The 21,713-nt window shown below is 66.1% G+C and carries 17 protein-coding genes; all 17 read left to right on the forward strand.

Annotation, left to right across the window (positions count from 1 at the left end):
- The 17 genes from MFF26_RS23375 to MFF26_RS23455 all read left to right on the forward strand — a co-directional run bounded on the left by MFF26_RS23375 (position 1) and on the right by MFF26_RS23455 (position 21,705).
- On the forward strand, positions 1–555 hold the full coding sequence (locus MFF26_RS23375) for a hypothetical protein (RefSeq protein WP_238308666.1): 555 nt from the start codon (positions 1–3) through the stop codon (positions 553–555).
- Entirely contained in the window at positions 555–1,415 is an 861-nt protein-coding gene (locus MFF26_RS23380) for a hypothetical protein (protein WP_238308667.1), read from the forward strand. Before MFF26_RS23375 ends, MFF26_RS23380 begins: the two co-directional genes overlap by 1 nt.
- 2 nt (positions 1,416–1,417) lie before the next feature.
- Positions 1,418–1,855, forward strand: a complete 438-nt coding sequence (locus tag MFF26_RS23385; RefSeq protein WP_238308668.1) for a hypothetical protein — start codon at positions 1,418–1,420, stop codon at positions 1,853–1,855.
- A 302-nt stretch (positions 1,856–2,157) separates the two neighbouring features.
- A complete protein-coding gene (locus MFF26_RS23390) occupies positions 2,158–2,931 on the forward strand; it encodes a hypothetical protein (protein WP_238308669.1) in 774 nt (257 codons plus the stop codon).
- Between the two features lie 103 nt (positions 2,932–3,034).
- The gene (locus MFF26_RS23395) at positions 3,035–3,481 is read left to right on the forward strand and encodes a hypothetical protein (protein WP_238308670.1); all 447 of its coding nucleotides are present in this window, start codon (positions 3,035–3,037) and stop codon (positions 3,479–3,481) included.
- A gap of 74 nt (positions 3,482–3,555) precedes the next feature.
- On the forward strand, positions 3,556–3,720 hold the full coding sequence (locus MFF26_RS23400) for a hypothetical protein (protein WP_238308671.1): 165 nt from the start codon (positions 3,556–3,558) through the stop codon (positions 3,718–3,720).
- On the forward strand, positions 3,710–10,084 hold the full coding sequence (locus MFF26_RS23405; protein ID WP_238308672.1) for a phage tail tape measure protein: 6,375 nt from the start codon (positions 3,710–3,712) through the stop codon (positions 10,082–10,084). The genes MFF26_RS23400 and MFF26_RS23405 overlap by 11 nt, the downstream gene beginning before the upstream one ends.
- A gap of 2 nt (positions 10,085–10,086) precedes the next feature.
- Positions 10,087–10,524: a hypothetical protein gene (locus tag MFF26_RS23410; protein ID WP_238308673.1), complete on the forward strand. Its 438-nt coding sequence runs from the start codon at positions 10,087–10,089 to the stop codon at positions 10,522–10,524.
- A gap of 3 nt (positions 10,525–10,527) precedes the next feature.
- Complete coding sequence (locus MFF26_RS23415) at positions 10,528–11,034, forward strand: phage minor tail protein L (RefSeq protein WP_238308675.1); 507 nt, start codon at positions 10,528–10,530, stop codon at positions 11,032–11,034.
- Positions 11,035–11,081: 47 nt separating this feature from the next.
- A complete protein-coding gene (locus tag MFF26_RS23420; RefSeq protein ID WP_238308676.1) occupies positions 11,082–11,312 on the forward strand; it encodes a hypothetical protein in 231 nt (76 codons plus the stop codon).
- A complete protein-coding gene (locus tag MFF26_RS23425; RefSeq protein WP_238308677.1) occupies positions 11,305–11,817 on the forward strand; it encodes an NlpC/P60 family protein in 513 nt (170 codons plus the stop codon). The genes MFF26_RS23420 and MFF26_RS23425 overlap by 8 nt, the downstream gene beginning before the upstream one ends.
- A gap of 320 nt (positions 11,818–12,137) precedes the next feature.
- Positions 12,138–12,692, forward strand: coding sequence for a tail assembly protein (locus MFF26_RS23430; RefSeq protein ID WP_238308678.1), 555 nt, complete (start codon positions 12,138–12,140; stop codon positions 12,690–12,692).
- A complete protein-coding gene (locus MFF26_RS23435; RefSeq protein WP_238308679.1) occupies positions 12,692–19,666 on the forward strand; it encodes a phage tail protein in 6,975 nt (2,324 codons plus the stop codon). The genes MFF26_RS23430 and MFF26_RS23435 overlap by 1 nt, the downstream gene beginning before the upstream one ends.
- Positions 19,666–20,106, forward strand: a complete 441-nt coding sequence (locus MFF26_RS23440) for a hypothetical protein (RefSeq protein WP_238308680.1) — start codon at positions 19,666–19,668, stop codon at positions 20,104–20,106. The genes MFF26_RS23435 and MFF26_RS23440 overlap by 1 nt, the downstream gene beginning before the upstream one ends.
- Positions 20,106–20,543 carry a hypothetical protein gene (locus tag MFF26_RS23445; RefSeq protein ID WP_238308681.1) on the forward strand — a complete coding sequence of 146 codons (438 nt, stop codon included), beginning with the start codon at positions 20,106–20,108 and terminating at the stop codon, positions 20,541–20,543. The genes MFF26_RS23440 and MFF26_RS23445 overlap by 1 nt, the downstream gene beginning before the upstream one ends.
- Positions 20,543–20,977 (forward strand): hypothetical protein, encoded by a 435-nt coding sequence (locus MFF26_RS23450; protein WP_238308682.1) that lies wholly within the window; start codon positions 20,543–20,545, stop codon positions 20,975–20,977. The genes MFF26_RS23445 and MFF26_RS23450 overlap by 1 nt, the downstream gene beginning before the upstream one ends.
- Complete coding sequence (locus tag MFF26_RS23455; protein ID WP_238308683.1) at positions 20,974–21,705, forward strand: DUF4376 domain-containing protein; 732 nt, start codon at positions 20,974–20,976, stop codon at positions 21,703–21,705. Before MFF26_RS23450 ends, MFF26_RS23455 begins: the two co-directional genes overlap by 4 nt.
- The last annotated feature ends 8 nt before the right edge of the window (positions 21,706–21,713 follow it).

Here is a 21,713-nt window from a genome sequence, read left to right on the forward strand (position 1 = left end):
ATGCCCATGCTCCTGTCTCGCGTCCAGGCTCAGAACGAGGTCTGGCTGCGGAAGATGGGCAAGGCGACCCGCTTCCGCGGTGTCATCTTCCCCGTCAACCCGACCGCGCTTCCCACCTCCGTCTTCGTCCTGCCCCGCCTCGGCCTGCGCACCCGCCCGCGCGAGCCGGTAGTGGCACGCGACCTGTTCCGCGATCCGGCGCGCCGCGTCATGCTCGTCGGCAACTGGGAGCTGCCCCTGGCGGGGGACGACGTGATCTCGAAGTGCTTCGTCCTGTTCCAGATGACCGGCAAGGTCAGCTGGACCCGGCGCGAGCCCACGCTTCATCCCGTCACCCGGCAGCCGACGGCGACCACCGAGGCGCGCGAGCTGGGCCCGATCTGGGTCTCCATCGAGAGCTACACCCACGGCAACGAGGATCCCGGCGTGCGCGTGCCGACCGACCGGCTGCGCTGCATCACGGGAGCGGCGCTGCAGCTCGGCGACGTCGTCAACGGCAAGACCGTGAAGCGGCTGATCCCCTCGCTCGGGGTCACCATCGCCGAGATCGAGTGATGTCGGCCGACGTCAGCCTCAACTTTCGGGTCGGCCCGGCCAAGAGCAGCACGAGCGCGGCCGACCCGCGCTTCGTGGCGGCGAAGGCGGTCGAGCTGCTGCGCCAGGCTGCCGAGGCGAAGGGCGCGGATCGCGTCGTCGAGGCTATCGTGGCGAACCAGAACCAGATCGTTGCCGACGTGGCGGCCGACGCCTCGAAGTTCGCCGCCAGTGCGGCCCGCATCTTCACCCGGATCAAGTCGCCGCCCACCGGCCGCATCTCGATCTCGCTCGACGACATCACCCGCGGCGCGGGCGTCAGCTCCACCGACAGCATGTCGAAGCGTCTGAAGGGGAAGTCGACCGTCGAGTGGGTGGCCCTGACGCAGAAGACTATCGCCAACAAGCGCCGTCGCGCGCGACGGCGCGGAAGCCGGAGCACGGGGGATGTCACGACCTTCTTCGTCGACAGCGGCGACCTGCGCCAGCTCCTGCTGACCTATCTCGGGCCGGCCGTGGCGCTGCTGCTCGATCCCAAGATCTCCGTCCGGCGCGGCCCGCGCAAGGTCACCGCGACCATATCGGTTATGGCTCAGGCCTCGGGGCGCGAGAAGGCCGGCGTCACGGGCGCCAGCTTCCCCGGTGCGGCGTCGCCGGGCGCCGTCGCGCGCGAGGAGAGCCTGTTCGTCCGCTACCTGAAGCGGGCCGGGGCGCGGGACGATCCTCGCCACCCGCTCGCCTACAAGCTCGAAAACCCGGCCGGGCAGCACCGGCCGTTCCTGCAGAACACCCTGGTCTTCTGGCTCAGCACCCGGCTCCCGGTCGTGCTGGAGAAGTCGCTGCGCATGGCGCTGGCGAAGCGGACCAGGAAGGGGAAGTGACCATGTACGCGACCGCTCGCGCCGCCACCGTCCGCATGATCGTCGACACGATGGAGCCGTGGAAGGCTGCCGCCGACTACACCGACTGGGACGCGCATGCCGAGGGCTTCAAGCTGCCCAGCACCGACCTGATCGGGCTCATCGGTTTCAGCTGCAGTCGGAACGGGCCGTTCCACGACCTGACGTTTGGCGTTGGCATCATGGTCCTCAACGACCCCGGCCTGGGGCGGATGACCGATTACGTCGACACGTTCTACGCGCGCCTGGCTGCGCACAAGACCTTCCCGGTCTTCAACGCCGACGGCACCCTGACTGACTTCGAGATCGTCTGCTTCGACGGCACCTCGGCGGCGCCGATGAGCCGGGTCGACTACCGGCCGACCACCGAGATCACGGTCAGCGCGCGGGTCACGCGGGCAGGGGAATGGCCTCTTCCGTGACCTCAACACCGGCCTTGTAGAACAGATGCAGGGTTTGACGGACGCTCTCGCTCTCACAGGCGAGGGCGGTCTCGATCAAGAACACCGCCTCCTTCGTCAAACTACGGTGATTACTCTTCGACCGTTCCCGCAGAATAGCTTCCAGCTCCTCGCTGACAAGTACGGTGACAGGTCGTTCACGCTTTCCCGCGGGCATATCCAGCTCCCAGGTTCCTAATTATTAGGAACTGTCCTTTGGACAAATGGGAGTGAGCCCTCATATTGCAACCGACACGCTGCGGCCTGGAAGACGGAGACTTGAGATGACGCCCGGCACCGCGAAGACGACCAAGTTTCAGTTCTCGACCGCAACGCTCTGCATCGCGCCGATGATCGAGCAGAAGGCCATCAATCCGCTGAAGCACTCGGTGGGCCTGGTCAAGAACGTCCGTACCGAAGGCACGCCGACCAAGGTCGACCTGACGCAGGGTGTCACCAACGACATCGTCATGACCGTGACCAACGGCTTCTCGATCACGGGTGCCGGCGAGGTCTACGAGTACACCGCCTCGAACCTGGCCTACGGCCTCTCGCAGGATCCGACCGGCCTCGTGACCATGGCTGCTCCCGTGCCCGTCGGTGGCCCGGTCGCGGCGGCGGCCACCTCGGTCACGGCGACGATTGCCGACGCGGCGGTCGGCGACTGGATCTACATCCAGGAGAACAAGGACGACCAGGTCCACATCGCCCGTCTGTCGCAGGTTGCGGGCTCGACCCTGACCTTCGCCGGCTACCCGGTCCCCACCGGCCTCACCTTCTCGGCCAACGCGCGTGTCGGCAAGCTCAACAAGATCGACGCCGATCCGTCCCGCGCCAACAACAACTTCGCCATCCGCATCATCGGCCTGGCAGTCGACGGTAATACGCCCATCTCTCTGCACTTCCCGAAGTGCCGTATTACCAAGGGCTTCTCCATGGGCTTCTCGTCCGACAACTTCGGCAACTTGCCCTTCGAGTGGACCCCGATGGTGCCCGTTCCGACTGATCCGGGGTACTCGGCCGACTTTAATCAGAAGATGCACATCTTCGCGACCTAACAAGTTCTTTACTGCGAGGGTAGAAGAGGCTCCGAGCAATCGGGGCCTTTTCTTTTAGTGATAAAGTTCCCACATCTGCTCCAGCAATCAACTCGGGGCGCAGATGTCCACTTCACCTTCCGCAGGACAGACGAAGCGTCCGCCGCCCGAGCCCCGCATCACCATCGACTTGCCGGCCGGGCAGCGCGAGTTGTTCATGAGCTTCGGCTTGCTCAAGGAGCTGGCCGCCGTCGTTGGCGGTCCCGAGGCGATCCCCAAGATCCACTTCGACCCGGACACGACCCAGGTCGTGCTCACCCTGGTACTGGCCAAGCGCGACAAGCGCGGCGTGATCCAGAAGCCGGGCGAAGATGACGACGCGATCATCCCGTATGACATGACCCCCGAGGCCGGCGAGCAGATCCTCGACTGGGTGGCAGCCCACGCGCTGGATTTTTTCATCCGCCGGTTCGCGAACAGCAGCAAGCTGTTCGCGACGCAGGCGGATCAGCTAGCGGCAGTCGGATCATCTCTGATTTCTTCGGCGACCTCGCCTGGGAAGACAGCCTAATTCTTGTCTTCAAGTGCGCTCCGAGCAATCTCGACAAGTTGTATTGGAAGCGCACTCACGATGATCTCAGGCGGATGACGGGTCTCTTCATCCGCTACGAGATGGTCAAGGCCATGTCGGCGACCGAGAGCTTGCTCTTCGTCGTCGGTCGACTGTTCGGAGAGCCTGAGCCCGAGGCCCAGGAGCTGAACTCCCTGTCCGAGATGCAGGCTTACGTCCGAGAGATCAATGGCGGGTGAGAACGAAGTCGACGTCGACATTGGCGTAGGCTCGAACGAGCTGGAGGCTCAACTCCGGCGCACGTTCGAGCTGATGACCCTTGGCCTTCAGCGGGCCGAGGGCATCCGCGTCGCCATGGAGAAGTCGACCGATCAGGCTCGTCGCTTCAACAATGAGCTGGCCGCCGGACAGAAGAAGCTGGCAGAGGCTAAGACCCCCGACGCCCAGAAGAAGGCCGGCGAGGAGCTGGCCGACCTGACCAAGAAGCGCCAGGAGCACAACAAGGTTCTGGCCGAGGAGGTCCGGCTGCAGCAGGAGCTGTCGGTCGGCCGCGGCGCGGCGCGGCGCACCATCGAGGCTGGCCGGCTGGCCGACGGGCGCACCGTCGCCGAGGCCAACACCGCCGAGCAGGCCCTGCGCGGCGCCATCACCGGCATCAACACCACCACCGACCAGCTCACCGCCCGGCTCGCGCTCGCCACCGGCAAGGCGATGGAGCGCCTGCTCAGCGCCACCACCGAGGCTATGCAGGCCTCGCTCGCCAACGCCTCGCAGCGTGTTCGCTCCCAGATCGCCACCCAGTCCGTGCCCGGCTACGACCAGGCGGTCGTCGTCAACGCCAGGGTCCGCGCCGAGACCGCCGTCGCGACGGCAGCGCGGGGCTCGACCCTGGCCGAGCGCCAGGCTGGCACACGCGAGCGCAACGAGGCCGAGGAAGAGAACCGCCTCCGCACGCTGGCCTACAACCGCATGCGCCGGGACGCCGAGCGCGAGAACGCCGCCCGCACCAGTGACGCCGACGCCGCCTACCGGCGCATGCGGACCATGGCGGATTGGGACAACCGGAACTTCGACATCCGGCAGAAGACGGCGGACGCCGAGTACAAGGCGTCCGACGCCAAGATGCGGAGCGACGCGGCCTACGAGGATCGCCAGCGCACGCTCGCGCGCAACCGCGAGCGCCGGGACGCCGAGCGGGAGAACAAGGAACGCGACGCCGCCGCGCGCGAGGCGGCCAAGGCGACCTACGGCCGGGCCAGCGAGGAGAACTCTGCCCGTGACGCCGCCTATCGGCGCATGCGGACGATGGCGGACTGGGACAACCGGAATTTTGACCTCCGTCAGAAGGCCTCGGACGCCGAGTACAAGGCGGCCCAGACCAAGCTCTACGCCGAGGCCAACGACGAGAACCGGATCCGCACGCTGGCGCGCAACCGCGAGCGTCGGGACGCCGAGCGGGAGAACAAGGAACGCGACGCCGCCGAGGCTGCGCGCCGCAACCCGCAGACGGCGGCCCGTGCCGTCGCAGGCGAGGAAGCGTTCAGCCGCCGCTACGGCATGAACCTGAGCGACTGGCGCAGCCAGATCGCCAGCCAGGGGCTCACCGACGAGCAGCAGCGGCAGGAGCTGCGCCGCGCCCGCGAACAGGTTCTGGCCCAGCGCGCTGGCAACGGGCCAGCGACCCTGACGCCGGAGCAGAAGGCTCAGGCCGGCTTCGAGGCGCAGAACGCCCGGTTCAACCTCAACGGAGGCGCGGACCAGTTCAAGTTCCAGGCTCAGCTCGCGACCAACTACGCGCTGTTCGGCGCGATCACCGGGGCGATCACCGGCTCCGTCAGCGCGATCCGCGAGTTCGATGATACGCTGGCCCGGTTCCAGGCGATCACGGGCGCGGCCAGCGCCGAGATGGGTCCGTTCCGCGAAGGCCTGCTTGGCATCGCCAAGGACAGCCGCTTCTCCGTCAACGAGCTGGCGCAGGTCTCGATTGCTCTCGGTCAGACCGGCCTGTCCGTCCGCGGCGTCATCGACACGCTGAAACCTGTGGCGGATCTCGCCGCTGCGTCGGGCTCGACGCTGGAACAGTCGGTCCAGGCGATCACGGGCGTGCTCGGTGCCTACGGTATGAGCGCGTCGCGCGCGACCGAGGTGTCTGACATCCTCGTCGGCGCCCTGAACCGCACCAAGCTGACCATGGAGCAGGTCCAGCTCGGCATCCAGTACGCCGCGAACATCGCGCGCGACAGCGGCGTCTCGTTCACCGAGCTGGCGGCCACCATCGGCGCCATCGCCCAGGCCGGCGTGAAGTCGGGCTCGACCATCGGCACCGGCCTGCGCCAGCTGCTGACCGAGTTCTCGAACCCGTCGGAGAAGCTGCGCGGCGTCCTGAAGGAGCTGGGTCTCAGCCTCCAGGACGTCGATCTGCGCGCCAACGGTCTGTCCGGCGTGCTGGAGAACCTGCAGAAGGCCGGCTTCACCACCGCCGACGCCCTGCGCTCCCTCGACCTGCGCGCCGCCAACGCCTTCTCGGCCATCGCCGGTCAGGGCCAGCTCATCGAGCGGCTTCGGCAGGAGATGCTGCTGTCGTCCGCCGCGGCGGAAGCCGCCGGCAAGGCGAACGAGAGCTTGAACGCGACCCTGCAGCGCCTGCAGAACGTCACGTTCGCCCTGGTTGATAAGGCGTTCAGCCCCCTGGTCACGGCGCTGAAGGTCGGCACCGACGGCCTGGCGGCGATGCTGGGCGGCGCCGAGAACCTATCGAGGGCGCTGCCCGCCATCGGCGTCGGCCTCACCGCCATCGTCGGCACCCTTGCCCTGCTGAAGGTCGGTGCGCTGGCAGCTGGTCTGCTGGCGACCGCCACTGGCGGGGTCGCCCTCGGCGTCGGGGCGGCGGCCGGCATCGCCTATCTGCTCTCGCAGCTGGTCGATCTGGAAACCGCGCTCGGCCGGATCGAGAAGCGGATCGACGTCCTCAACGGCCTGGAGAACGACCTCAAGTCCGAACGCGACACGGTCACCACGACGAACACCGACCTCGACCGCCAGATCGAGGGCCTGATCGCGCGTCGCGAGAAGCTGAACAGCGATCCGCTCCAGCTCCAGAACGAGATCATCCAGGCGCAGAAGTCCTACGGCGAGCTGGGCTTCTCCATGGAGGGCGTCAGCCGCAACGCGGACGGGCTCATCGCTGCCTATCAGCGCCTGCGCACGGAGATGTCGAACAAGCTGCCCGATCTGGGTCTCCAGGAGATCCTGGTCACCCAGCAGAAGCTCATCGCGCTCCAGGAACGGCAGGCCGAGAAGGCCAAGCTGGCCCAGCCCTACACCGCAGTGGGTTCGGCCGACAGCCTCTCCATCGCCGAAGGCTTCGGTTTCTCCGGCACGCCCGAGACCCGTGATCCCAACGGGCGCTTCCGCACGCTCGGCCCGGCGTTCAATTCGGCCATGGACATGGTCGCGAACCCGTCCCTGATCGATGCGAAAGATCCGCTCGGCAGCACAGCGGCTGTCCGCGCCCAGATGGTCGCCGCCCGCCAGGAGATGTTCAACTCCCTCGTGGCCGAACGGTCGAAGCCCGTGGGTCAGCAGGACCAGGGGGTGATCCGCGGCTTCGTCGAGCAGCTCAACCTGTCGAACGAGGCTCTGAAGCTGTTCGCCGAGACGGCGGGTCAGGCGGTCTCGATCCAGTCGGAGAACGTGAAGCTGGAGCGCCAGATGGCGCAGAACCGCGTCGACCTGATGCGGACCAGCCCTGAGTTCGGTGCCTTTGATCGTACCCTGCGCGACCTGGAGAAGGAGCGGGCCAGCGACCAGGGGCGCGTGCTTGGCGACAAGAGCCTCGACGGCCGGGCCCGGATGGAAGCCCTGATGGGCGCCCTCGGTTCGACCAGCGGCAAGGCCAAGAGCGAGCTGGATCGGCTGAACACCTACCGCGACCAGCTGATCGGCGAGGGAAAAGACCCTGTCGAGGTCGACACGGCACTCGCCGAGATCAAGGGCAAGCTCGATCAGGTCGCGAAGAACGCCACCAAGGAACTGCGCGAGCTGGTCGACGCGATCAAGCCCGAGGCGGTGCTCGTGGCGCAGGCCGAGCGCCGGGCCAACGACGCCCAGATTGCGGCGCTGACCCGCTCGGCTTCGCTCCAGCGCGATCAGGACGAGCTGCGCCGGATCGAGGAGCGCGGCCGGGCGCTGATCGAGGTTAACGCCTCGCTGAGCCGGGACATCCTCACCTTCGGCAAGACCCCGGAGCAGATCGCCTCCGACACCGGGCTCAAGGATCAGCTCGATCAGCTGAACCGCGAGACCGAGGGCAAGCTGCAGCGGTTCTCCGACGACTTCGTCCAGCGCCGCCGGCAGCTGGAGGACGCTGCCCTGCGCCTCACCGCCAACACCGAGAAGGCGAAGGAGGCGGACCTGCGCGCCGAGGCGTCGCGGCTGGAGAAGATCGCCAACGACGCGCGCACCACGCCCGACAAGGCGCGTGAGCTGGTCGAGCAGATCAACAAGCTGCTCGACGAGGCGAAGCAGATCGCCACCCGGCGCATCGACATCGAGACCCAGCGTGAGGTGGCCACGGCCCCCAGCGGCCCGCTGCCGAACTACACCGCGGCCCCGCCCGGCTCCGTCGCCGCCCAGGTGATCGAGGGCAGCCGCGCCGCCGGCCGCTCCGACATGGTCAACTACCTGCTCGGGCTCGGCACCCTGGAGAGCAGCCTCAACCCGAACGCCACGAACGCGAGTGGGGCCAAGGGCCTGTTCCAGTTCATGAACAACACCGGCCCTGGTGGCGTGAACACCTGGGGCCGGTACGGCAAGGGCAGCATCTTCGACGTCGGGAACCAGGTCAACGCCGCTATCGACTTCACGCGCGACAACGATGCCCTGTTCCGGTCCCGACTGGGGCGCGACCCGACCGACGCCGAGCGGTTCGTCCTGCACAACCAGGGCGGGGCCGGTGGCACCCGGCTGCTGCGCAATCCGAACGACCTGGCCCGGAACTATGTCTCGGACGCCGCCATCGAGAACAACGGCGGGAAGGGCCGCTCCGGCGACATCACGGCTCGCGAGTTCACGGACATCCTGAAGCGGATGTACGAGGATGCGGCGCGGCGCGCGGGCGGCTACACCACCGACGCCAAGACCGTGCTCGGTCAGAAGCGTGACGCCGAGGTTGGCAGGCTCGACGAGGGCGACCGGGCGGATCGTGGCCGGATCAACGCGATTGCCGGCCGCAAGGACGACACTGCGCTGCTCGCCGGGCTCAAGCTGGACGACAAGACCGACACGGCCAAGATCGCCGCGGCCCTCACCCGGCTCGCGACGGCCAACGAGGTGGGCACTGTCCAGCAGGGCTCGACCGGGATCACGGAGACCTACGGCCGGCTGCGCGACCGGGCGCTGAGGGAGGACGCGCTCGATGTCAACAGCCGCTCGCGCACGCCCGAGCAGAAGAGTGAGGCCGAGGCCGAGATCACGGAACGCTTCCGGGCGCTGGCCGAGCGTGGCGCCATCGCCGCGGCGGACGCCGCCGGCAAGGTCTCGGTTCGTGTGCTCGATCAGGAGATCGAGCGCGCCGAGGCCCGGCTGAAGGCGCTGCAGCTCGACCGCAACGAGAACAAGGTCAGCCAGGACCAGGTCGACGCGGAAGCCAAGCGCCTGTCCGTCCTGAAGGAGCAGCGCGGCCTGGAGGGCGAGAACGGGGCGATCAAAGCCCAGATCCTCGTGCTGGAGAAGGCCCTGGCCGACGCCGCCGCTGCCGGCCTGGGCCCGGCCGAGAAGCAGCTCCTCATCAACGAGAAGCTAGTCGAGCTGAAGCGCCGGCAGGGGCTCTCCGACGACCAGGTCAAGCTGCAGCAGACGCTCAACAGCACGACCCCGTCTATCGACAATGCGATCTCGGGGGCGGTCAACGACTTCGAGAAGAGCCGGGGCATCCGCGACCCGCTGGGGGATCTTGTCGGCCCGACCCAGCAGGCGCGCAAGCTACTGGCGGCCGAGCTGAGCGTCGTCGGCAACGCCTTCGACAGCTTCTTCGTGAACCTGTTCTCGGGCTCGATGAAGGCTGGCGACGCGCTCAAGAAGTTCGCCACCGACATCCTCGGCGGGCTCATGAGCCAGATCTCGAAGAGCCTGACCAACGACATCTTCAAGTCGATCCTCGGCGGCGGCAGCGATACCGGCGGCGGGTTCATGAGCATTATCGGGTCGATCTTTGGCGGCGCCAAGTACATGGGCGGCCCGATCTTGCGCCGGGCTGGCGGGGGCTCGATCCCCGGCAGCGACGCGGCGCTGCGCGACCGCGACAGCCAGCTCATCCTGGCGCAGCCGGACGAGTACCTGCTGCGGAAGTCGGCCGTCGACTTCATCGGCCGGGACACGCTCGACCAGGTGAACGCGCTGGGCGGCAAGATGGTCTCCCGCGCGCCCCAGGTCAGCCCGAGCACCCGCTTTGGCGGGGCCTCCGCGACCACGTCCGTCTACGTCGTCGACCGGGATCAGGTGCCGACGCCGGGGCCGAACGAGATGGTCTACGCCATCGGCGAGAACATCCGTAACCAGGGCACCATCGCGCAGCTCATCAAGCGTATCCAGGTCGGAGGCTGACCGTGGCGATCCCTGTCTTCGACTTCCCCTTCCATACCCCCAACGACGAGTACCCCGGCGGCTCGACGGTCAAGTTCGGCCGGGGCTACCGCTTTGCGGCCCGCCCCAACGGCCCGGACGAGATCATCACCCATCTGCGGTTCGAGACCATGTTCGTCTACCAGACGGTGGCCGGCGGTGCTGTGAACCAGACGGTCGATCCGCAGCTCAACATCTTCGCCCTCAACAAGTTCTACGAGGACGTCGGGATGTGGGGCCCGTTCACCTACAACCACCACCGGGCCGGCGCGGTGCGGGCCCGGTTCAACAAGCCGCTCGTCATGCCGAAGACGGCGAAGGCCGAGCCCGGCAAGGTCGGCGGCAAGGTCGTCGGCGGTGTCTCCTACCGCGTCCACCAGGTCGAACCCTTCGATCTCGACATCCTCTGGACCCGAGCCTGATCCATGGCGACCCCTACCTCTCACGTCGATGAGGGCCTGAAGCTTACCGCCGACGGCGAGATCGTCTTCTGGGAGATCGCCCTGAAGAACGTGCCCAACAACGGCACCGCGGTGATCCGCTTTCGGGACGGCCCGATGGATCAGACCACCCAGTGGAACGGCAAGGTCTGGGAGCACCTGGCCTGCAAGCTCTCAGGCGAGCGCCGCTCGGCCGAGGCCGAGAAGAACCGGCCAACCCTCCGGCTGATGAACCCGGTCGGCGTCTTCAACGAGGCTGCGTTCCAGCGACGGTTCGACGGCGCGGTGATCCAGAAGTTCACCGTGCTGCGCCGGCACGTCGAAGCGAACATCGCGCTCTCGAATAACGAGATCTTCTTCATCGGGCGCGTGAAGGATCTCGTGACAGGTCAGTCCATCAGCTTCGAGCTGCGTCACCTGTCCGATGGCCCGGATCATCTGGTCCCGGCGCGCATGTATATCCCGCCGGACTTCCCGTTCGTGACCCTGTAACACGGTACGTTTCGTACCCACATGGAGGCGAACAGGAGCCTCGCATGATGCCTCGCGCACCCTTCGGCCGCATGGTCCGCTACGTCTCCCTCCGCGGCGAGATCGTCACCGGCCTCGTGACCGCGGCCTTCGAGGAGAACCAGGTCAACCTCCACCTCTTCCGGGACGGCGTGAACGAGGAGCATCTCCCGACCCACGTCTACACCGTCCCCTACGCGCCGGTTCACCCGAACGGCAGCGTGGTCCCGAACAGCTGGCACTGGCCGCCCCGTGATTAAGCTCGACGGCCTCCAGGGGCGCGAGTTCAAGCACGGCTCCACCGACTGCTACGCGGTGATGCGCGACTTCTACGCGCTCAACTTCGGCCTGAAGTTCCCGGACTGGGCGCGACCGGACGATTGGTGGGAGCCCGACGCCGAGGGGAAGCACCTCAACATCTACATGGACCACTACCACGAGCTGGGCTTCGGCCTGTTCAACGGGCACCCGCGCGACCGCCGGCCCGGCGACGTGATCCTCATGGCGATCCGCTCGCCCGTGGCCAACCACGGCGCCGTGCTGCTGCCGGGCGAGCAGATCCTGCACCACCTCGTCGGCCAGCGGTCCATCGTCGAGAGCTACAACCGCCCGCTCTTCCGGGACACGACCGTCGCCGTGCTGCGTCATCCAGGGGTCGATCACACCAGGCTTGTTGCGGAGACTGAGATCGACGCCTGGGATCTCGTGCCCAAGCGGGTCCGCGATCAGCTCGAAGACGCTCGACAGGGCACGCTCGATGTCTGAGCCAACCATATCCGATCTGGCGTCGAAGTACGTCCACGACATCACGGCCCCGGAACGTTGTGGCTTCGTCATGACGGACGGGAGCGTAGTCGAGGTCAAGAACATCTGCCATGAACCGGCGGATGGTTTCGATATTTCGGGCGAAGATTTGCTTGAGTTCTCTGGTTCGGCTGCCGCGTCCTGGCACACCCATACTGGAACAGACTGCAACCTCACTCGGGATGACCTTGCGTCTTTCTTGAATTACCCGCACCTCCGTCACTATATCGTGGGCTCGGACGGCGTCGCCTGCTACGCTGTCGATCAGGGGCGGGTTGTCCGTGCTGCGACGTATCCATCTTCACGGCAGCCTGAAGAGCATCCACCCCGAGGTCATCGAGCTGCACGCGGCCAGCGTCGCCGAGGCCCTGCAGGCGATCACCCGCCAGGTGAAGGGGTTCGCCGGAAACGCCGTGACCGGCCCGCTGCGGGTAAAGGTCGTCGGGTTCGAGACGATGGAGAGCCTGGTCGCGCCGAGTGACGTGCGCGACCTCCACATCTTCCCGCAGCTCAACGGCGGCAAGAACGGCGGCTTCTTCCAGGTCATCATCGGCGCCGTCCTGATCGCGGCGAGCTTCATCCCCGGCGTCGGTCAGGCGCTCGCGCCGATCCTCCTGAAGGTCGGCATCATGATGGTGCTCGGCGGCATCCTGCAGTTCTTCCAGACGCCCCAGCGCGACAAGAAGGACAGTCCCGAGAAGAAGAGCCACTACCTCGGGCCACCCAAGAACACCGTCGAGATCGGCACCCGCATCGCGATCCTCTGTGGAGAGGACAAGGTCGGCGGCCACTACCTGTCGTTCAACATCGACGCCGTCGACACCGGGGTCGTCTGATGGGGCTCGCACTCAAGGGCCGCAAGTCGACCTCCGGGTCGAGCAAGAAGGCCACGCGCCACGACGACAGCCTGTTCGGTCAGGACACCGTCGAGCTGCTGCTTGGCGTGTCCGAGGGGCCGATCTTCGGCCTCATGGACGGCGCCTCGTCGTTCTACGTCGGCGACGTGCCACTGCTCGATAAGGCGAGCCAGGCCCCGAACATCTCGAACTTCGAGCTGCGGGTCTTCAAGGGCACCAACCCCGCCGACAGCATCAAGCTGAACCTCGGCGGCAGTGCCTCGACGAAGAACGTCGGGCTCGAACTGCGCACGCCGGGCCAGTCGGTCGTGGTCCAGTGCGACAAGACCCAGATCGATTACCTCGACCTGCGCTTCGTCGTGCAGCGCCTGCTGTCCGTGACCTCGGAAGGCGGCGAGTTCCCCACCGACGTCCAGGTCAAGGTCGAGGTCAAGCCGCGCTCCTCGGCGACCTGGCAGATCCCGTTCGACAACGCGCAGCCTCCGCCGGTCGAAAACAGCTCCGGCTCCTCGACCTTCCGTCCGAGCACCACCACCCCCGGCACGCTGGTCAACGACGCCTACCGCGAGACCTACATCCAGACCTCGGCCCCGGCCGGCGCCAAGGCGCGCGGGGCGATGTGGTTCAACAACGCCACGGCGAAGTGGACGCCCCGGATCTGGAACGGTGCCAACTGGGTGGCGCCGACCAATCTGACTGCGGCGGTGCGCTCCGGCTACGACATCTGGACCTGGCTCGACTTCGACGGCGCCCTGCGCACGGCCTGGTTCTCCCCGGCCGGCAACGCGCCGCCTCCCGGCACTCTGGCCAGGGGCGACTTCCTGCTGACGCCGGCCTCGGGGGAGCAGGTCTACAGCTACAACGACACGGCCTGGGTCGGCTTCCAGACCTGGGGGCAGCCGCAGCAGGCCGCTCCCGGCATCCTGCCGATCAACGGCCTGACGCGCTCGACCTATCCGAAGGAGTATCGGATCCCGGTCGCGCGGATCAACGAGCCCTACGACGTGCGGATCACCCGCATTTCGCCGGCCTCGACGAAGGACGTCTTCCGGGACATCACGTTTGAGAGCGTGCAGGAGGTCAACCGGGACGCGGTCTCGTTCCCGGACCTCGCCGTCGCCTGGCTGACGATCAAGGCCACCGACACCTTCACGTCGCTCCCCGATTTCACTGGCATCTATCGGGGTCTCGTGATCCCGGTGCCGACGAACTACACCTTCGACGAGACGACCAAATCCGGCAAGTACACCGGCATCTGGGACGGCTCGTTCAAGATGGCGTACACCAATAATCCTGCGTGGCACGCCTACAACTTCATCATGAACTCGCGGTACGGCAAGAATGCCTACTACCCCGAGGTCGCCGACAAGTGGGACTACTACGCTTTCGGCCAGCATTGCGACGCGCACCAGCTGCGCTTCAACGAGTACATCACCGAGCCGCGCTCGATCAACGAGCTGGTCAACTACATCGTCGGGATCGCGGGCGGCCGGTATGTCGAGCGCGGTGACGGCTACTCGACCGTCATCTGGGACGCCGACGACCAGGTGGCTCAGGCGATCTTCGCGCCCGAGAACACGCAGGAAGGCGCGTTCACTTACAGCTTCACCGATTGGACTGAGCAAAAGAACGACTTCAAGGTTTCGTTCAAGAACCCGGAATTGAACTATCGCGAGGACCGGGTTCGGGTCTTCGACAAGAACAACATCGAGGTCAACGGGCGCAACCCCGAGGAGTTCGTGGCGGTCGGCTGCCGCGATCCCGAGGAGGCGGTCAAGCGCGGCCGGCTGCGGCTGGCAACCTCGCTCACCGAGCGCATCATCGTCTCGTTCAAGACGAACCGCATCGGCCGCTACCTGATGCCGTTCCAGGTGATCCTGATCGCCGACGATCAGTCGACGAACGTCATCTCCGGCCGCATCGCCCACGAGAACGGCTCGCCGGCCGGCACGACCCGGCTGCCGCTGCGCGACCAGATCTATCTGGAAGCGGGGATCACCTACAGCGTCCAGTTCACCATCTCGGACGGGAACGGGGGCCTGAAGGTCGTCACCTATCCGCTGACGGTGACCACACCCGGCCTTCAGAACCAGCTGGTCCTGTCGCAGGCCCTGGCCGAGGCGCTGCCCGAGTTCGCTGTCTTCTCCATCGGCACGCCCAAGGCGTTCCGCATCACCGGCATCGATCCCGACGACGAAGATCCTGACGTCGTCGACATCACTGCCATCGAGGTGAACCGCCTGAAGTGGGCCTTCGTCGACGGTAAGGTCGAGCTGCGCGACATCATGGGCGTGCAGACCGGCCCGCTGTCGAAGTTCGTCTACGCGCCGGCCGGTGCCCGCATCACGCCCGAGGTCAACGCGGCCGGGCAGATCTCCCTGGTCACGACCTGGCAGCCGTCCGAGACCAAGCTCATCCGCGGCTACCGGGTCTACCAGTCGCTCAACGGCCGGCCGATGGAGCTGGTCTACGAGGGCGACCAGACGACCTACCGGCTCGAACGGCCGGAGGCCGGCACCTACATCCAGTCCATCGTCGCGGTGGGCCTGGACGGCACGACTGAGAGCGCGCCGGTCACCGTCCAGTACATCGTCGCCAACGGCACCTCGCTGCGCTCCGTCGCCCCGCCGACGAACCTGCGCCTGGTCGATGAGCCCGAGGCGCCGATCTTCCGCGCCATCGATCCGCGCTTCACCTGGGACGCATCGAGCGATCCCCTGGTGACGAAGTACCGGGTCGAGGTGCTGAGCCCGGCCAACGGGGTCGTCCACGGCGAGACGATCTCGAACGACCTGCAGTTCACCTACAGCCTGGCTGCCAACCGCGCCGACAACGGCGGCACGCCGCTGCGCCAGTTCACCGTGCGCGTGCGCTCCATCGACGTGACCGGCAACCTGTCGGACCCGATCACCCTCGTTGTCAGCCACCCGCCGCCGGCCATCCTCCCGTTCAGCCTCGACGCCGTCAGCGAGACCGTGTTCGTCACCACGGCTCTGCCCGCGGGTGACTGGGCCGGCACGCTGGTGTGGATGGAGAAGGCCTCGGGCTTCAACCCTCTCACCACCACGCCGAAGGTCGACGCCCGCGCGAGCTTCTTTCCGCTGCCGGCGACGACCGAGACGACCTACTACGTTCGCGTGGCGGCCTACGACAGCTACGGCAAGACCGGGCTCAACTACGCGCCCGAGCAGACGATCACGGCCACCAACAAGCTGTTCGATCCCTACCCGCCCGCGCGGCCGGGCAAGCCGGCGCTGACCACGGGCACCGAGCTTGGTCCCGACGGCACGATCCAGTCGTTCGTGAGGGCTGTCGTCCCCGCCGTCACCAGCGACAACCTCGCGCTCTACGAGATCGCCTGGCAGATCGGGAGCGGCGACTGGGAGCGCCGGAGGTACGACACGAACACCGCGACCATGCGCGGCTTCCTGCCGGCGACCGTGGTGAACGTGAAGGCGCTCTCCATCTCGAAGGCGGGGATCGCGTCGAGCTACTCGGACGTGGCGACGATCACCACGACCAAGAACCTCGTCGCTCCGGCCAACCCGACGTCGGCCGCGGTCACCGCCGGCTTCGAGCGCGCGATCATCACCTGGACCGCGCCGACCAACGTCGACCTCGCCGTCGTCGAGGTGTGGGGCTTCGACGGCTCGTCGAGCGCGGCTGCGCCGCCCTCGGGCTCGCGCCTGATCGGCACCGCTCCGAAGGGCCAGACCCAGTTCTGGGACACCCTGCCGACCGAGGGCAGCCGGACCTACTGGCTGCGCTCGCGCAACACCTCCGACGTCGTGTCGACGTCCTACGTCCGCGCGGGTGTTGGCACCTCAGCCGCGATCCAGGGTGCGCAGCTCGCCGCCGGGATCGTGGACGCAACCAAGTTCGCCTCCGATCTTGCGGTGCCGAAGGTCGTCTCGGTCCTGCCGACGACGCGGACGGGCGCCTTCGTCACCCTGGCGAGCGACGGCAAGCTCTACAGCTGGGACGCCGCTCAGGGAAAGTACGTCACCCAGACGTTCAACGTCGCCGACATCAAGGGGCTGAAGGCCGACCAGATCGTCAGCGTGAATGCGTCGGCCCTCTCTGGCCAGATCGTGGCAGGCCAGCTCGCCAACGCCGCGGTCACGCTCGCCAACTTCGCCGACGGCCTTCAGCCCATCGTGGACGTCTCCGTGCTTCCGGCGACGGCCGACTACACCGGCTCGAAGGTCGTTCGGCTCACCACGGACGGGAAGCTCTACCGGCTCGTCAGCGGAGCGTGGACGGCGGCTGTCCCGGCCGCCGACATCACGGGCCAGATCGTCGGCACCCAGATCACGAACCGCGGGATCACGACCGAGAAGATCGCGGCAGGTGCAATCACCTCGAACGAGATCCGCGGCAACACCATCACCGCCAACGAGCTGGCGGCCGGGTCGGTCATCGCCGACAAGATCGCGGCCTACGCCATTTCCGCCCGCAAGATCATGCTGGGCGCCACCTCGGCCAACCTGATCCCGGTCGGCGAGTTTCAGGAGCGGCTGTCAGGCTGGACCCAGCCTGAGACGAGCCAGTTCCAGATTGCCGGCATCGGTCCCACCGGCACGCCGTTCGTGCGCCTGGACCGCGGCTCCCCGACCGGCCCGAGCCTGAACATCTCCACGCTCGGCACCGAGCTGATGCCCGTGCCCCAGGGGACGACGCTGGCCGTCGCGCTCTGGGTGCGTGGGTCTGCGGCGACCGCGGTCTCGGGGATGCGGGTTCGCCTCCACTGGTATGACAACACCAAGGCCGTGCTGAGCCCGTCCTTTACGGACGCTTTTGCTGAGAACACCCCCGTCACCACGGGTTGGACCCAGATCGCTAAGCAGATCACGACGCCGAGCACTGCGGCGTTCATGCGGTTTCAGCTCTACCACCACACCGAGAGCAACGTCCAATTCTTGGACTTTGCTTCGATTGCGATCCGCCGCACGACTGGCGTGACCCTGATCGAAGACGGCGCGATCACGACGGACAAGATCTTCGCCAACGCCGTCGTGGCTGGCAAGATCGCGGCCGACGCGATCACCGCGCGCGAGATCCTGGCCCGCTCGATCACGGCGGCCGAGATCCAGGCTGGCACGATCACCGGCAACGAGATCAGGGCGGGGTCGATCTCGGCCGACCGCCTCGTCGCCAACTCGATCACGGCAGCACAGATCCAGGCCGGCGCCATCGGGGCCGACCAGATCGCGGCCGGCGCCATCATCGCAGACAAAATCGGTGTCGGGCTTACGACCGGCAACCTGATTTGGAATTCGGATCTCGCCATCGACGGCTGGTACAGTTCCGTCGGCGGCAACCAGTCCGGCACGAGCATCAACCTACGGGCCGCCTCTGAAAGCTACGCTGTTGCGGGCACGCGCGCTTCGATCCAACTTTACAATGGGTCTGCGACGGCAGGCAATATCTCCTACTTCAATCTGAACTTCCCCAACGCAAGCAACGGCAAGGATAATCTATTTCCGATCCAGGGCAGCAAGACTTACGAGTTCTTTTCCTATCTGTCCACCCATCGGTGCCAGGGATACATTCAGGCTCACTTCCACGACGGCAGTAACTTCCTGCCGGCTGTCAGCAGCAATGTCATCGACAACGTGCCGGGCTCCGGTGCGCCGAACGACACCTGGCGCGCGCGCCTGAAGGCTACGGCTCCGGCCACTGCCAAGTTCGTCCTGCTGCGTGTGGTGCAGACCTTCACCACCACGAACGTCGCCAACGGCGCCTTCCTGATTGCGTCGGGCTTCTACCTGGGCGTCGTACCGACGGGCACCCCGGCAGGGGTGTACTCCGACTACGTCCCGCAGAGCGCCACCATCATCACAGGCGGCGCGCTTGCTGCCAATTCGATCACCGCGCGCGAGATCCGCGCCGGCTCGATCACGACCGACCTGCTTCAGGCCGGGCAGATCAACGTCGACACCATCGCGGCCAACGGCAGCATCTCGGCCGCGAAGCTCAAGGCCGACGTACTCACGGTCGGCAACATCACGATCACGGGCGGGACGAAGCTGTCGTCCTGGGCCACTGGCACGCAGATCAACGGCGGTGCCATCGCGGCCAACACAATCACGGCTGAGCGCCTCGACATCCGCAGCCGTGGCGTGCAGGCCGTCAACCTGTCCTTCGAGGTCGACAAGAAGACGAAGACGGTCAGCTGGAACGCCGGCCACATCCTCTACACCAACGACGCTGGTGGGTACGGGCAGAACAACCCCGTTGCGGGTTCGGCCACCTTCAGCGGCTACGGCTGGATCGTCTGGGTCAAGGGCGAAGACCGGCTCATCGGGACGGCCGATGCCTCGCCGTACATGGCGAACCCGAACGCCGTCATCATGGCGACCTTCGACGGCGCTGCTGGCCTCAACGTCATCAATGGCGGCGTCATCATTGACGGCACCCGGATCTCGGCTGGCACGATCACGGCCAGCCAGATCGCCGCCAACGCGATCCAGACCGTCCACTTGGCCGCGAACAGCATCAACGGCGACCGCATCACCGCGGGTACACTGTCGGTGGACAAACTCGCGGCCGGCACGATCACGGCCGGAGTGGTTCAGATCGGCCCGAACAACGGGCAGGGCATCCTTGTGATGGAGGCTCCGGGCAACCGCGCGGGGCGCCTCTACTGCCGCGACTTCAACGGCAACCTCCGGGGGATGTTCGGCTACATCGGGGATTTCTCCGGGGTCGCGAACGACTTCGGCCTGCTCATGTGGAATGCGGCTGGTCAGCAGATCCTCACCACCTCGGGGCTCGGGCCCAACACCGTCAGTGACGTGCAGGTCTCCTCGCTCTCGGCCAGCAAGATCGTCACGAACAGCCTGTCGGCGCTGAGCGCCAACCTGGGGACGGTCACGGCCGGTCGAGCTCAGTCGAGCGACGGTAAGTTCGTCATCGATTTCGACAATAAGTTCATCGAGATGTTCGACTGATGAGTTCACGTGCGGTCATCGGCTCCCACCCCATTACGAAAGAAATGGGGGCGTGGATCGCCAAGCAGGGCTATGACTGTCGATCTGACGATAGGTCAGATCGCAACAAGTTTCTGCTGTCGACGAGCTTTACGGGTAGCAAGCCCTTCCGGCTGATCCGGGCCGGGGTCATTGCGTCCAACACCCCCATCTTTCTACCAGCAGCACTGGCTGATCTGGGGGGCGAGCCCATGCTTACTTATCGGGTCATGACCAGCAGCACTTCCGAGCGCGCCAATGCCTACTACGGCTCGGAGAACGACGGTCAGGGCGGCTCCTACAGCGGCACTGAGTTCCTGAACCGGCTGTTCGACGGCAACCCGGCCTACTTTTTGATCCAACAGAATGGCAACCCGGGCAACACGAGCTTCCAGCTTCGCTACATGGTAGCGCTCATCTGATGGCCAAGCGCCTTTCTCACCGCCCGAACTTCTTCAAGATCTCCCGGCCTGGTGTCGATGTTGATACGGCAGCCGAGAAGGATCTGCTGATCTCGCTCGGGGCCCGCAACGCGCAGATCATTCAGCGCGGCTTCATCCCGTTGTCAGCTGGCACCGAGACCCGTGGCAACACACCGGCTACGTCGGGACTGAGTACCTGGGTCTTCAACGTGCCCTTCCCAGCTCAGGCAACGGAGCCGGACTTCTATTGCATCATGTTGGAGCGTAACAATCTCGATACCTCCAAGCAGAACCAAGCCTTCCCGCCGACCCAGGACGTTGTATTCGGCAAGAACAGTGTCCAAATCACCTTCTACGGTTCCAACGGAGGGTTCTCCGGTTCACGGACCTACGTGGGCTTGATCTACATCCTGCTCCGCAAAAGGCTCGGCTCCTGATGTATTTCAATATGAAGGGGTTCGACTTCCTGCGGCTGCAGTCTGGCGGTACTGCAGCCATCGCTGATCCACTCGATCCCGCGGTGCTGTTCTCCGGTGCCTATGAGGATGGCCAAGGCCTATTCTATCAGCAGGAGGTGAATAGCCTCGGGGTCGCGAATAGTAAGAGCTACGTCATCAATTTCAGCAAGACGTTTGCTAGAACCCCGATGGTGTTCGGCACGCTGAGACTGACCCAGCCCTGCACTCAAAGCGGAAGGACGTGGTTCAACGCTGGCGAATGTCTTGCGCCTTGCTCGTATCGGCGACAGCCCTTCAACTCCGTACCTCAAACCGACTGGGGATTTTATTGGACGGCGGACACGACCAGCTTGGGCCTCGTCGTCAGTGGCTTCGCCGGGATCGCCTCCTTCCTTGTACTGGAAATCGCATGAGCACCTTCGTCCGTTACGATCCCGTCTTCCTCAACCTGATCGGCACCGAGAGCGGGGCCAACCCGGCCGCGTTGCGTCAGGTGCTGAAGGATCACGGCGTCGCGTTCGTCGAGACCGACACCCTTCCGGCCCCGATGGAGACCCTGTTCGTCGAGGACGGGGAGTTCTACCTGCGCGAAGAGCTGCCGGAGGAAAGCCGCCCCGCCGACATGCACTACGCGGTGGCGGCGAGCGTCCCTAAGATCCCGCTGCCGGACGACGGTGTGACGGAGCCCGCAGCAGGTACGCCGCTGCCCTCGGGCGAGACCCATGTGCGGGTGCGCGCCCCGAGGTATCTGGACCACTACTTCACGATCCACGTTTGGACAGCCGAGGACGTGAAGCGGCAGCTGCTGGCCTTCGCGGCGAACCGGCGGTGGGAGCTGATGCAGCTCGGCGCCGACTGGCGCGGGCACCGGGTGGCCACCGACGACGTGTCTCAGAGCCGGATGACCAGCGCGGTCCTCGCCGGCCAGATGCTGCCGGACTGGCAGACGGTGTGGCAGTTCCTCGACGGCAGCTCGGCCCTGGTGAAGATGCCCGAGATGATCGAGATCGCCATGGCGGCCCAGGCGCGCGTCAACGAACTGTTCGTCCTCTACGATGGCGTCAAGAACAAGATCAACGACGGGACTTACACGCGCACAGAAGAAGTAGAAGCGGCTATGACCGCCGAGGCGAGTTCCTAACTCTTAGG

Source organism: Methylorubrum suomiense (assembly GCF_022179765.1).
GTDB lineage: Bacteria > Pseudomonadota > Alphaproteobacteria > Rhizobiales > Beijerinckiaceae > Methylobacterium > Methylobacterium suomiense.